We start from the raw sequence: 12,112 nt of genomic DNA on the forward strand, positions 1-12,112 counted from the left end.
CAAGTCCACCGTCCCGCGCAAGTTCTGAGGAAACCCCGCATGTATCTTTTTCTGGCCTTCCTGATGGTTCCGATCATCGAAATCGCACTTTTTATTCAGGTCGGTGGCGCGATTGGCCTGTGGCCCACGCTGGCCATTGTGGTCCTGACAGCGGTTTTGGGAACCTGGCTGGTGCGAACGCAGGGTAGGCTGGCATTGGGCCAATTGCGCACGTCTTTTGAACGGTTGAATGACCCCACGGAACCTCTCGCGCATGGTGCGATGATCCTCGTTGCCGGCGCGCTGTTGCTGACACCTGGATTTTTCACTGATGCAGTCGGCTTTGCATTGCTTGTCCCGCAGATCCGTATGGCCGTCTACCGGTACCTGCGTTCAAAAGTGACGGTTGCACGGTTCCAAATGGGTCCTGGGAGCATGCAGGGGCGCAATTACCCTGGTAGCCACCCCTCCGGTAGGCCCGGCGATATCATTGACGGCGACTACGAGGACGTCACTCGGGATAGACCGCGCAATGGCCCATCCGGTTGGGTCGATGACAAGAGGTAAGCGGCTCGCGTGACACCCCGTTGAGATACGTGCGCCAAGCTGCTAAGCACAGGCGAAACATAGTTTAGGAGTAGCTTCATGGCCGAAAACGGCGCAACAGAAGGCGTGCAGCAGCCGCAAGTCCAGATGAATATCCTGGGTCAATTCATCCGCGATATGTCGTTTGAAAACGTCATGGCGCAAAAAGGCGTCGGCGCCGACGCTAAGCCCGATGTGAGCGTACAGGTTGCGCTTGATGCAAAGAAGCGTCAGGCCGAAAATCAGTATGAAGTCATGACCAAGCTGAACATCGAATCCAAGGACAAGGAGGGCAATGCTGTCCTGTTCGTTCTGGAACTGGAATATGTCGGCATCTTCAACATTGTCGGCGTGCCGGAAGACCAGCTGCATCCGTTCCTGCTGATCGAATGCCCCCGCATGTTGTTCCCGTTTCTGCGCCGCATCGTCTCTGACGTGACCCGCGACGGTGGTTTCCCGCCGCTGAACCTCGACAATATCGACTTCGTCGCGATCTATCGCAACGAGTTGGCACGTCGTCAGGCCGACGCAGCTGCCGCCGACAAACCGCAGTAAGCATTATACAGCGGCGCCCTTGGCCCGCTGACAAAAAACGCCGCTGGGAAACCGCGGCGTTTTTTGGCTGGCAGTCGCGCGGGCGCGGGGGGTCAGCTGCCGGAGCTGTTCCACAGTGCTCCGTCACCCATCTTCGCAACAAACGCGTCATGCGCCTCCTGTTCTTCTGCGGTAAGTCGTGCGGGCAGGGGTGTCGGCCTTGCCGTAGGGCGCCAGTCCTCTGTTATCACAGTCCCGCTACGCGCCTTATCGCTTGATGCTGAAAGGCCGAAATCGGGCTGCCGACCACCAATCAGTTCAAGATAGACATCTGCCAGAATCTCGGAGTCGAGCAGCGCGCCATGCAACGTACGATTGCTGTTGTCGATATTGAACCGACGGCAGAGCGCATCCAGTGTCGCCGGCGACCCGGGAAAGCGCTTGCGCGCTATGGCAAGCGTGTCGATTGCCTGATCCATCGGCAGTTTTGGCAGGCCCATCCAGTCCAGCTCTGCGTTCAGGAATTTCATGTCGAATGCGGCGTTGTGGATGACCATCTTGGAATCCCGCACGAAATCCAGAAATTTCTGCCCGACTTTCGAAAATACCGGTTTGTCGCGCAATGTCACCGCACCGGGGCCGGGTTGTTGTGGCGGTTCAAGAAGATCCGGCCCGATGCCGTGCACCTTGAACGCGTCCTGCGGCATGGAACGTTCGGGGTTGATATAGACATGAAAGGTTTCGCCCGTTGGCATGTGATTGAGCAACTCAACCGCACCGATCTCGACGATGCGGTCGCCAGAAAACGGATCAAATCCTGTTGTCTCGGTATCAAGGACGATTTCACGCATCTGCAACCTGCTTTCTGATCTGGGCGAGGATGGCGCGCACCTGATCGCGCGCATGGTCGGGCGTATCGGTCTGGATCAGAAAATCCGACCGCGCTTTCTTTTCCTCTATCGGCATTTGTTTCTGAAGGATCTGTTCAAATTGCTCAACCGACATTGTGCCGCGCTCCATGACCCGGCTGCGCTGCGTCTCAGCGTCGATCCACACGCAGGCCACCGCATCCATACCTGCGTCACCCCCGGTTTCAAACAGCAGGGGAATATCGAAGACCAGAACATCATGCGACGACGATGCTCTGAAAGCCTCGCGGTCAGCGGCGACAAGCGGATGCACGATTGCTTCGATGCGGGGCAGGGCGCTTGCATCGCCGGCGATGATCTCACGCAGACGTGCCCGGTCGACCCGTCCGCCGGCGATGGCCGTCGGGAACAGCGCGCCAATCGGCGCAACAGCAGCTCCATCTGCATCGTATAGGCGATGAACGGCTGCGTCGGCATCCCAGACCGCACATCCTTCATCGGCAAAGGTCTGCGCGGTTGCGCTCTTTCCCATTCCGATGGATCCGGTTAGCCCCAGTGCAAAGCTCATGCCAACGCGGCCTCACGTGTGGCTTCATCGACCTCCGGTCGTTTGCCAAACCACCGTTCGAACCCTGGTACAGCCTGATGCAACAGCATCCCCAAACCATCTACCGTGGTACAGCCGATATCCTCAGCCCATTGCAGCATTTCCGTCTTCAGCGGAGTATAGACCAGATCGGTCACAACCGTGCCGGGGCGCAGGCCATCCAGCGGCACCCGCAGGCGCGGCTTTCCAATCATTCCCAGTGAGGTCGTATTCACGAGCAGCGCGGCCTGTTCGACGACGTTGCCAACCTGCACCCAATCCACCACCTGGATCCGCGATCCGAACTCACTGCGAAACTGGTCTGCCCGCTCCCGCGTTCGATTGCTGAGCAGGATCTCGGGGACGCCAGCTTCCAACAGGGAGGCAATCACGGCACGGCTGGCGCCGCCAGCGCCAAAGACGACCGCCGGACCTGATGCTGGATCCCAGTCAGGAGCGGATTGATGCAGATTGGTAATGAAGCCGTATCCGTCTGTATTATCTGCCAGGATTGACCCATCGGGTCGGAAGATCAACGTATTGGCCGCGCCGATCAATGTCGCACGATCCGTCACCTGATCGGCGATATCCATGATTTTCTCTTTATGAGGAATTGTGACGTTGGCCCCAACAAATCCCATCATCGGCAGGCTGCGCACAACAGTTTCCAGCTGATCGGCTTCAACATGCAGCGGAACATAGTGACCGGCAATGCCATGCGTTCTAAGCCAATGGCCATGGACCAGTGGCGACCGCGAATGCGCCACTGGATTGCCAATCACACCAGCCAGAGGGATGCGTGCGTCGCTCATTGTTCTATCACTCCCTGCAGGGCCAAATAGTTGAGCAGCTCGAGGAGGGGTAACCCAAGAACATTGAAGTAGTCCCCTTCGATCGTGCTGAACAACCGCACCCCTTCTTCCTCAAGTTTATATCCGCCAACAGCATGGCGGATACTGTCCCAGTTACGCGCCACATAACCGCGAAGATAGGCATCCGAGCTGGACCGCATCCGCAATCGCACCTGCCCAACATGCCGCCACATCGGTTGACCATCGCGGTAGATGACCGCAGCGGACAGTAACATATGTCGCTGACCCCGCATTATTTTCAGCTGCGCAAAAGCTTCATCCGAATCTTTTGGTTTTGATAACAATTTTCCATCAAACTCGAGCACCTGATCACAGCCCAATACAAGGGCCCCGGGATACTTGGCACTGACTTTGCGCGCCTTCGCTTCTGCCAGCGTATCGGCGATGTCCCGCGGCTTGGCCTCCTCGGCCAGGAGCGCGGATTTGATGGCCTCCTCGTCGATGCGGGCGGCGGCAACCTCGAAAGGAACGCCGGCCTGTCGCAGGAGCTGGGCGCGAATTTGTGACCCAGAGGCCAGAACGATGTGGGTAGACATGTGGAAAACCCCGTGGGCAAGAGTGTGATGGGCCTTGGACGGTTTGTATGAAATTTCGGCCATTTCGCAAGCCGTGGAGAACCTCAAAATCCCCATTTGCTTGCCGGCAGATTCGCCCTGAGAGGATAGGGATAACTTCCAAATCGTGGATATCTCAGTTGCTCCGATTTCACCCCAAGCTTATCCCCACTTCAAACTTAGCTTACCGGCACAGTATTCCTGGTGTTTTTATGGCCTGCCGGCAAGAGTCATCATGTCGCTGGGGGTAAAGCTGGTAAGTTATCCAGAGCAGGGATAAGCCAGTGGATGAGTCAGTTATCCACCGTATTTCAGGTGCACTACTAAAACATCATCCTTTTAAAATACTTATATTTTAAGGGGAGAGAGGGAACCGAGAGGCCGACCATGGATCTGAGCGATCTACTGTTTGAAATTTACCCCTACGCCAAATCGCTGCACATCATGGCCGTGATCAGCTGGATGGCTGGTCTCTTCTATCTACCGCGTCTTTTTGTCTATCACGTGGAACAGGCAGAGAAGGTGCCAGAGAGCCTTCCGATCTTTGTCATGATGGAGGAGAAGCTGCTTCGTATCATCATGCGGCCCGCCATGTACGTCAGCTGGGCAGCAGGCCTCGTAATGGTGTTTACGCCGGGGTTGGTGGACTGGAGCGCTATCTGGCCCTGGAGCAAGGGCCTGAGCGTTCTGGGGATGACCTGGTTCCATCACTGGCTGTTGTTCCGTCACCGGGACTTCGCAAACGGGCAGAACACCCGAACCGGTCGCAGCTATAGAATGATGAATGAGGTCCCGACACTGCTGATGGTGGTCATCGTCATATCAGTCGTTTTCAAGTTCTGAGCGGGGGTTTGACTCAAACGGCAACACCCCTTATGTATGCGCCTTAACGGGCCCGTCCGGGCACTCGTGTCTTCCTTATACCTATGACACCGCTCCCCAGTTAACAGTGGGAGAATAAAGGCCGTATATATATGACCGTTCAATCCCTGAACCTTTCCGATCTGAAGGCAAAAAGCCCCAAGGATCTTCTGTCTATGGCTGAAGAGCTTGAGATCGAAAACGCCTCCACGATGCGCAAGGGCGAGATGATGTTCCAGATCCTGCGTGAACGCGCAGATGAAGGCTGGGACATCGGCGGCGATGGCGTGCTGGAAGTGCTGCAGGACGGTTTTGGGTTCCTGCGCTCGCCTGAGGCAAACTACTTGCCGGGTCCGGACGACATTTATGTCTCCCCTGAAATGATCCGCCAGTATTCGCTGCGCACCGGTGATACCGTGGAGGGGCAAATCAAGGCACCGTTGGAGACAGAGCGTTATTTTGCGCTGACCAATGTCACCAAGATCAACTTCGAGGAGCCTGAAAAGGCCCGTCATAAGATTGCGTTCGACAACCTGACGCCGCTTTATCCCGATGAACGGCTGAAGATGGAGATCGAAGACCCAACCATCAAGGACCGGTCTGCCCGTGTGATCGATCTGGTTTCGCCGATCGGTAAAGGTCAGCGTTCTCTTATCGTGGCACCGCCGCGGACCGGTAAAACGGTGATCCTGCAGAACATCGCGCATTCCATCGCGAAAAATCATCCTGAGTGTTACCTGATCGTTCTGCTGATCGACGAACGTCCGGAAGAAGTCACAGATATGCAGCGGTCGGTGAAAGGTGAGGTTGTCTCCTCAACCTTCGACGAACCAGCGACCCGGCATGTTGCCGTATCTGAGATGGTGATTGAGAAAGCGAAGCGTCTTGTTGAGCATAAACGAGATGTAGTTATTCTTCTGGACTCCATCACAAGACTTGGTAGGGCCTTTAACACTGTGGTACCATCGTCTGGTAAGGTTCTGACCGGTGGTGTCGATGCAAACGCCCTGCAGCGCCCGAAACGATTCTTTGGTGCGGCGCGGAATATCGAAGAAGGCGGTTCGCTTACCATCATCGCCACCGCATTGATTGACACCGGCAGCCGTATGGACGAGGTGATCTTTGAAGAGTTCAAAGGTACCGGTAACTCGGAAATCGTCCTTGATCGTAAGATTGCGGACAAACGCGTCTTCCCGGCAATTGATATTCTCAAGTCGGGTACTCGGAAAGAAGACCTCCTCGTTGATAAGGGTGACCTGGCCAAGACATTTGTCCTTCGCCGTATCCTCAACCCGATGGGGACCACTGACGCAATCGAGTTTCTGTTGTCTAAGTTGAAGCAAACAAAGACAAATTCTGAATTCTTCGACTCAATGAACACCTAATACCCGGGCCGGCACGAAAGGAAGGTTCCGATGGACACGATCTTTGCGCTGGCCTCCGCTCAGGGGAAGGCCGGCGTTTCGGTTATTCGATTGTCAGGTCCTCAGGCGATCAACACCGCTTCTGTTATCAGTGGCGGTGCTTTGCCGTGTCCTGGGCGTAGTCTGCGGGTGATTTCCGATCAGGCTGGCGCTCGGATTGATGAGGCATTGATCCTGACATTTGCCGGCCCCAACAGCTTTACCGGTGAGGATACGGTTGAATTCCAGGTTCATGGAAGTACAGCTGTTGTAACCGCGATGCTTGAGCTTCTGGGTAGGTTCGATGATGTGCGCCTTGCGGATCCGGGCGAATTCACTCGGCGTGCGCTCGAAAATGGTAAGCTTGACCTTTCTCAAGTTGAAGCGCTGGCGGATCTTATCGAGGCTGAGACGGATGCTCAGCGTGTCCAGGCGCAAGCCGTTCTCGCCGGCGGCTTGGCAGACCTGGCCGAGCGGTGGCGCAAGGATCTCATTCGCGCAGCCTCACTTATTGAAGTGACTATTGATTTCGCTGATGAAGATGTCCCTGTCGATGTAACCGCCGAGGTTGCGGGGCTGCTCGCCGGCGTAGCTGCTGATTTGCAGCCGCAGATTTCAGGTGTTCAAATTGCTGAACGTATTCGGAATGGATTCGAAGTTGCTATTGTCGGCGCGCCGAATGTCGGAAAATCGACTTTGCTCAATGCGCTCGCCGGCCGTGAGGCGGCTATTACTTCTGAATACGCGGGTACGACGCGTGATGTGATCGAGGTCCGGATGGATCTGGCGGGTCTCCCTGTGACGCTACTCGACACCGCCGGCTTGCGGGAGACTGACGACCATGTTGAAGGGATCGGTATCAAACTTGCAAAGAAGCGCGCTCAAGAAGCAGACCTTCGCGTATTTCTGACCGACGATCCTGCTGCTATTGATATCGACATCGAGCCTGACGATATTGTGGTGGTTCCAAAAGCCGACCTGGCCGAAGAACATCAGGATGTGCTGGCTATATCTGGAAAAACCGGACAGGGCGTCGAGGCTTTGATAGTGGCTATCACCGATATCCTACAGAACAGGGCCGGAAAAGCTGGTATTGCAACGCGTGCGCGTCACAAGGAAGCGATGCGAACCGCATCTGATCGTCTAAACTCGGCACAGATGATCTTAGCCGGTGGACCTGAATACTATGATGTCGCAGCGGAGGATATCCGGTCTGCTATCCGTGCTTTGGAGATGCTTGTGGGACGGGTCGGTGTTGAGAACCTACTGGACGAAATATTCTCAAGTTTCTGCTTGGGGAAATGAGGAGTGTTTCACGTGAAACATCCAGATTATGATGTGATTGTTGTTGGCGGTGGTCATGCCGGCACGGAGGCTGCACATGCAGCAGCCCGCATGGGTGTGAGGACCGCACTCGTGACCCTGACCAAGGAGGGCATCGGTGTGATGTCCTGTAATCCCGCCATTGGCGGATTGGGGAAGGGGCATCTTGTCCGAGAGATAGACGCCCTTGATGGCGTCATGGGGCGTGTTGCAGATAAGGCCGGTATCCAGTTTCGACTGCTGAATAGACGTAAAGGCCCTGCGGTTCAGGGGCCGAGAGCGCAATCCGATCGTAAAATCTACCGCCTGCAAATGCTCGCCGAAACTCAGGATCAGTCCAATCTGGATATCGTCATCGGTGAAGTTATCGACTTTCTTATGACCGGTGACCGCATTCAGGGTGTGCGTCTCGCCGATGATAGTGAAATATTCAGCCAGGCCGTGATCCTGACTTCAGGTACGTTTTTAAGAGGCGTCATTCATATCGGGGACGTCTCCAGGCCCGGCGGCCGTATGGGGGATAAGCCCTCAGTGCGGCTTGCAGAGCGGCTGGACAGTTTTGATCTTCGCCTGGGAAGATTGAAAACCGGCACTCCGCCGCGACTGGATGGTCGGACAATCGCTTGGGATAGACTTGAAGGCCAGCCTGGAGATGAAGATCCCACTCTGTTCAGCTTCCTGAGTAAGTCAATTTCAGCGCCTCAAGTGGTGTGTGGGATCACACACACCAATGAAAAAACACATGATATCATCCGGGATAATCTTGCCAGATCTGCGATGTATGGTGGGCATATTGAAGGGGTAGGGCCCAGATATTGCCCATCCATCGAAGATAAAATTGTGCGCTTTGCCGATAAGACAAGCCATCAGATCTTTCTTGAGCCGGAAGGTGCGGATGATCATACCGTTTATCCAAACGGCATCTCAACGAGCCTGCCGGTGGATGTCCAAGAGCGCTACGTGCGCTCGATAGTCGGATTGGAAAAAACCGAAATACTCCAGCCAGGATATGCAATTGAGTATGACTATGTCGATCCTCGCGCGCTTGGGTTGGATCTAGCGCTGAAATCGCATCAAGGCTTGTATCTAGCCGGCCAGATCAATGGCACGACGGGTTATGAGGAAGCTGCAGCTCAAGGGTTGGTGGCTGGTCTGAACGCGGCGCGCTATGCCAAAGGAAACAATCCGGTCACATTCAGTCGCTCTGAAAGCTATATAGGCGTGATGATCGATGATCTGACAACCAATGGCGTAACTGAGCCTTATCGCATGTTCACATCGCGGGCTGAGTTTCGCCTTTCACTTCGCGCCGATAATGCTGATCAACGGCTGACAGGTATTGGCATCGAGTTGGGCTGCGTGGGAGAACGCCGTCACGCTGCCTTCTCCAAAAAAATGGAGAAGCTTGAGGCTGCGCGGGATGTGATGGATAGCCGACAATTCACGCCAAAGGAAATCAACGAGGCGGGCGTAACTGTGAACCAGGACGGGAACCGGCGGACTGCCACGGATGTGTTGGCGTTCCCGAATGTCGTTTTTGAAGATATCCTGCGCTTGCTTCCCGAGTTGGAGCAGTGCGAGGAGCCTATTCGCCGACAGATCGAGCGGGACGCTCTCTATGCGAATTATATCCTCCGTCAGAAGCGCGAGATCGAGGCGATGAAGCGCGACGAAGGATATCTTATTCCCGCTGATTTTACCTATGATTTCGAAGGGCTTTCGAACGAGTTACGCGGAAAATTGGAGCGATCACGGCCTGAAACCCTCGCGCAAGCTGGTCGAGTGGATGGCATGACACCAGCTGCGCTTGCTTTGATCCTTGCCAGGCTCCGGCGTGGCAGCACTGTGACCCAGGGTAGGACCGCCTGAGATGACTGAAATGCAAATTGGAAAGTCATATGTTTCACGTGAAACATATGATCGCCTTAAACATTATGAAAGTTTGGTAAAAAAGTGGTCTCCCAAGATCAATCTTGTTGCAAAATCCACTCTGGACAGTGTTTGGGACCGGCATATCGTCGACTCTATCCAGATTTGTGAGCTGACTGAGTTTCCGAAGACTTGGGTCGATATCGGCAGCGGCGGCGGCTTTCCTGGGGTGGTTGTGGCGATCATTGCAGCAGAGCGGGCGCCTGATTGTTCGATCACGCTGATTGAAAGCGATCAAAGGAAATGCGCCTTTCTACGCACGGCTATTAGGGAATGCGGAGCGACGGCAAAAGTGGTTTCTGAGAGAATTGAAAAGGTTCCATCAATCGGCGCCGATGTCATGTCTGCCCGCGCTCTGGCTGATCTGACGAATCTTCTTGGTTTTGCCGAACATCATCTTCATCCCGGTGGAATTGCCTTGCTTTCCAAAGGAGTGCAATGGAAAAAAGAAGTGGATAACGCGAGGAGCCAATGGCAATTCGACCTGAAATCTACTAGTAGTTGGACTGAACCCGAGGCGGTTATACTAGAAATCAGGGGAGTGACGCGTGTCTGATTTGTCCCGGCCGGCTGGGCCTCGTATTATTGCAGTCGCCAACCAAAAGGGCGGAGTTGGCAAAACCACGACAGCAATCAACTTGGCGGCGGCCTTGGTAGAAACCGGCTACAGGGTTTTGGTGGTCGATCTTGATCCGCAAGGAAACGCGTCTACAGGTTTAGGTATCGAAGCAGCCGACCGAACCCATACGACATATGATCTTCTCGTTGATGATGTCGCATTGAGCGATGTCATTCGAGAGACTGAGATCGAAGATCTTTGCATTATTCCTGCTACCGTCGATCTGAGTTCGGCTGATATCGAGCTTTTCACCAATGAGAAGCGCAGCTTCCTGCTGCACGATGCACTTCGTCAGCCGGCAATGGATGAATACGACTGGGATTATATCCTGATCGATTGCCCGCCATCGCTGAACCTATTGACGGTTAATGCTATGGTGGCTTCGGATTCGGTTCTCGTTCCTTTGCAGAGTGAGTTCTTTGCGCTGGAAGGGGTCTCTCAGCTGATGTTGACCATCCGTGAGGTGCGTCAAACCGCCAATCCCAATCTTCGTATTGAGGGGATTGTCCTTACCATGTTTGATCGCCGGAATAATCTGTCTCAGCAGGTTGAGCAAGATGCTCGCGGTCATTTGGGGGAGTTGGTATTCGAAACGAAGATCCCTCGTAACGTACGTGTCAGTGAGGCGCCGTCTTATGCGCTGCCGGTGCTGAACTACGACACAAACTCGCTTGGGGCGAATGCGTATCGCGCCCTTGCAGAAGAACTGATTGCGAGACATCAGAAACTCGCAGCCTGACCACAGCTGGAGGCGCAGTAATGTCAGAAAAGAAAAACAAACCCAGAGGATTGGGAAGAGGCTTGTCAGCTCTAATGGCGGATGTGAACCCGGAACCTGTTAGCACAGAGAAACAGGCAGTCAGAAGTACCGAAGTCATGGTGCCGATCGAAAAAGTAATCGCGAACCCGGATCAGCCGCGTCGCCAGTTCCTGCAGGAGGATTTGGACGATCTGACGGCGTCAATCAGGGAAAAGGGCGTACTGCAGCCGCTGATCGTGCGCCCGCGCCCAGGCGGTCAATACGAGATTGTTGCCGGCGAACGTCGTTGGCGTGCCGCGCAAGGCGCTCAGCTGCACGAGGTCCCGGTTATTATTCGGGATTACTCGGATGTCGAGATGATGGAAGTCGCCATTATCGAAAACATTCAGCGGTCCGACCTGAACGCGATGGAAGAGGCGCAGAGCTATAAACAGCTTATGGATAAGTTTGGCCATACCCAGGAGAAAATGGCCGAGGCATTGGGGAAGAGCCGTAGTCACATTGCAAATCTCGTCCGGCTGTTGCATTTGCCAGATGATGTTCAGACCTTGGTTCAGGAGCGCCGCCTGTCGGCTGGTCATGCCCGTGCTCTGATCACCTCAGACAACGCGTCAGAGCTCGCCAAGAAAATCGTCAAGGGTGGTCTGTCGGTTCGCGCAACTGAGGCTCTGGTGAAGAAGGATGCAGCGGGTCTTCAGGCTGCGACCTCTCGCTCGGCGAAGAAGTCTGCAGAGAAGGATGCCGATACCCGTGCGTTGGAAGCTGATCTATCAGCTGCCTTGCGTATGAAGGTGTCGATTGACCATCGTGCTGGTGGCGAGAGCGGGGTTGTATCTATCAGCTACGCGTCTCTGGATGAGTTGGATGATCTTTGCGGACGTCTCAGCCGTTAGGGCGCGTCCAAATAAAGACCATCACTGCACTTAGGACAATGGCCTGGATGATCAGGACATGTGAAGGGGCAGACAGTAGAATGGATAGGCTGAAAACGGCGGCAACCGATAGGGTTGCCGCTTTTTTTGCGGCCGGGCGAATCGCTCCTCTTTCGTGCCAGTCCTGAATCATAGGGCCGAATAAGCGGTGACTGATGATCCAGTCATGCAGGCGTTCGGAGGAGTTGGCAAAGAAGAAGCTTGCAAGAAGAAGGAAGGGGACTGTCGGCAGAAGTGGGAGGGCAACACCCAGTAGCGCCAGGCCAACACAGAGCATTCCGAGCGTGGCGTATAGAACCCTCATTC

14 protein-coding genes are annotated in these 12,112 nt (G+C 54.8%); 9 read left to right on the plus strand and 5 right to left on the minus strand.

The window, feature by feature from the left end; translation table 11 throughout:
• Positions 1–39: 39 nt before the first annotated feature.
• Both WLQ66_RS14900 and secB read left to right on the plus strand, forming a co-directional pair.
• A complete protein-coding gene (locus WLQ66_RS14900; protein ID WP_340547110.1) occupies positions 40–546 on the plus strand; it encodes an FxsA family protein in 507 nt (168 codons plus the stop codon).
• 78 nt (positions 547–624) lie between these two features.
• Positions 625–1,119, plus strand: coding sequence for a protein-export chaperone SecB (gene secB, locus WLQ66_RS14905; RefSeq protein WP_340547111.1), 495 nt, complete (start codon positions 625–627; stop codon positions 1,117–1,119).
• 92 nt (positions 1,120–1,211) lie between these two features.
• On the opposite strand, the gene dnaQ is transcribed toward secB, so the two are convergent.
• Genes dnaQ through WLQ66_RS14925 form a run of 4 tightly spaced genes read right to left on the minus strand, consistent with a single transcriptional unit; the run spans position 1,212 to position 3,961 of the window.
• Positions 1,212–1,949: a DNA polymerase III subunit epsilon gene (gene dnaQ / locus WLQ66_RS14910; protein ID WP_340547112.1), complete on the minus strand. Its 738-nt coding sequence runs from the start codon at positions 1,947–1,949 to the stop codon at positions 1,212–1,214.
• Positions 1,942–2,535 (minus strand): dephospho-CoA kinase, encoded by a 594-nt coding sequence (gene coaE, locus WLQ66_RS14915; RefSeq protein WP_340547113.1) that lies wholly within the window; start codon positions 2,533–2,535, stop codon positions 1,942–1,944. Before coaE ends, dnaQ begins: the two co-directional genes overlap by 8 nt.
• Complete coding sequence (locus WLQ66_RS14920; RefSeq protein WP_340547114.1) at positions 2,532–3,365, minus strand: shikimate dehydrogenase; 834 nt, start codon at positions 3,363–3,365, stop codon at positions 2,532–2,534. Before WLQ66_RS14920 ends, coaE begins: the two co-directional genes overlap by 4 nt.
• Positions 3,362–3,961, minus strand: a complete 600-nt coding sequence (locus tag WLQ66_RS14925; RefSeq protein ID WP_340547115.1) for a Maf family protein — start codon at positions 3,959–3,961, stop codon at positions 3,362–3,364. Before WLQ66_RS14925 ends, WLQ66_RS14920 begins: the two co-directional genes overlap by 4 nt.
• A 405-nt stretch (positions 3,962–4,366) precedes the next feature.
• Here WLQ66_RS14925 and WLQ66_RS14930 point away from each other — a divergent pair, with 405 nt between their 5' ends.
• The 7 genes from WLQ66_RS14930 to WLQ66_RS14960 all read left to right on the plus strand — a co-directional run bounded on the left by WLQ66_RS14930 (position 4,367) and on the right by WLQ66_RS14960 (position 11,767).
• A complete protein-coding gene (locus WLQ66_RS14930) occupies positions 4,367–4,822 on the plus strand; it encodes a CopD family protein (protein WP_340547116.1) in 456 nt (151 codons plus the stop codon).
• Positions 4,823–4,953: 131 nt separating this feature from the next.
• Positions 4,954–6,225 carry a transcription termination factor Rho gene (gene rho, locus WLQ66_RS14935; RefSeq protein WP_340547117.1) on the plus strand — a complete coding sequence of 424 codons (1,272 nt, stop codon included), beginning with the start codon at positions 4,954–4,956 and terminating at the stop codon, positions 6,223–6,225.
• Positions 6,226–6,255: 30 nt separating this feature from the next.
• Entirely contained in the window at positions 6,256–7,548 is a 1,293-nt protein-coding gene (gene mnmE / locus WLQ66_RS14940; RefSeq protein WP_340547118.1) for a tRNA uridine-5-carboxymethylaminomethyl(34) synthesis GTPase MnmE, read from the plus strand.
• Positions 7,549–7,560: 12 nt separating this feature from the next.
• Positions 7,561–9,435: a tRNA uridine-5-carboxymethylaminomethyl(34) synthesis enzyme MnmG gene (gene mnmG / locus WLQ66_RS14945; protein WP_340547119.1), complete on the plus strand. Its 1,875-nt coding sequence runs from the start codon at positions 7,561–7,563 to the stop codon at positions 9,433–9,435.
• A 1-nt stretch (position 9,436) separates the two neighbouring features.
• On the plus strand, positions 9,437–10,051 hold the full coding sequence (rsmG, locus tag WLQ66_RS14950; protein WP_340547120.1) for a 16S rRNA (guanine(527)-N(7))-methyltransferase RsmG: 615 nt from the start codon (positions 9,437–9,439) through the stop codon (positions 10,049–10,051).
• On the plus strand, positions 10,044–10,853 hold the full coding sequence (locus tag WLQ66_RS14955) for a ParA family protein (RefSeq protein ID WP_340547121.1): 810 nt from the start codon (positions 10,044–10,046) through the stop codon (positions 10,851–10,853). Before rsmG ends, WLQ66_RS14955 begins: the two co-directional genes overlap by 8 nt.
• A gap of 20 nt (positions 10,854–10,873) precedes the next feature.
• Positions 10,874–11,767: a ParB/RepB/Spo0J family partition protein gene (locus tag WLQ66_RS14960; protein ID WP_340547122.1), complete on the plus strand. Its 894-nt coding sequence runs from the start codon at positions 10,874–10,876 to the stop codon at positions 11,765–11,767.
• On the opposite strand, the gene WLQ66_RS14965 is transcribed toward WLQ66_RS14960, so the two are convergent.
• Positions 11,757–12,110 carry a YbaN family protein gene (locus WLQ66_RS14965; RefSeq protein ID WP_340547123.1) on the minus strand — a complete coding sequence of 118 codons (354 nt, stop codon included), beginning with the start codon at positions 12,108–12,110 and terminating at the stop codon, positions 11,757–11,759. The two genes, WLQ66_RS14960 and WLQ66_RS14965, sit on opposite strands and share 11 nt — an antisense overlap.
• Positions 12,111–12,112 lie beyond the last annotated feature (2 nt).

The sequence above is a fragment of the Phaeobacter sp. A36a-5a genome (assembly GCF_037911135.1).
Classification (GTDB): domain Bacteria; phylum Pseudomonadota; class Alphaproteobacteria; order Rhodobacterales; family Rhodobacteraceae; genus Phaeobacter; species Phaeobacter bryozoorum.

Coding starts and splice junctions, on each gene's coding strand:
- WLQ66_RS14900 (WP_340547110.1), top strand. CDS start 40: ATGTATCTTTTTCTGGCCTTCCTGATGGTTCCGATCATCGAAATCGCA.
- secB (WP_340547111.1), top strand. CDS start 625: ATGGCCGAAAACGGCGCAACAGAAGGCGTGCAGCAGCCGCAAGTCCAG.
- dnaQ (WP_340547112.1), bottom strand. CDS start 1,949: ATGCGTGAAATCGTCCTTGATACCGAGACAACAGGATTTGATCCGTTT.
- coaE (WP_340547113.1), bottom strand. CDS start 2,535: ATGAGCTTTGCACTGGGGCTAACCGGATCCATCGGAATGGGAAAGAGC.
- WLQ66_RS14920 (WP_340547114.1), bottom strand. CDS start 3,365: ATGAGCGACGCACGCATCCCTCTGGCTGGTGTGATTGGCAATCCAGTG.
- WLQ66_RS14925 (WP_340547115.1), bottom strand. CDS start 3,961: ATGTCTACCCACATCGTTCTGGCCTCTGGGTCACAAATTCGCGCCCAG.
- WLQ66_RS14930 (WP_340547116.1), top strand. CDS start 4,367: ATGGATCTGAGCGATCTACTGTTTGAAATTTACCCCTACGCCAAATCG.
- rho (WP_340547117.1), top strand. CDS start 4,954: ATGACCGTTCAATCCCTGAACCTTTCCGATCTGAAGGCAAAAAGCCCC.
- mnmE (WP_340547118.1), top strand. CDS start 6,256: ATGGACACGATCTTTGCGCTGGCCTCCGCTCAGGGGAAGGCCGGCGTT.
- rsmG (WP_340547120.1), top strand. CDS start 9,437: ATGACTGAAATGCAAATTGGAAAGTCATATGTTTCACGTGAAACATAT.
- WLQ66_RS14960 (WP_340547122.1), top strand. CDS start 10,874: ATGTCAGAAAAGAAAAACAAACCCAGAGGATTGGGAAGAGGCTTGTCA.
- WLQ66_RS14965 (WP_340547123.1), bottom strand. CDS start 12,110: ATGAGGGTTCTATACGCCACGCTCGGAATGCTCTGTGTTGGCCTGGCG.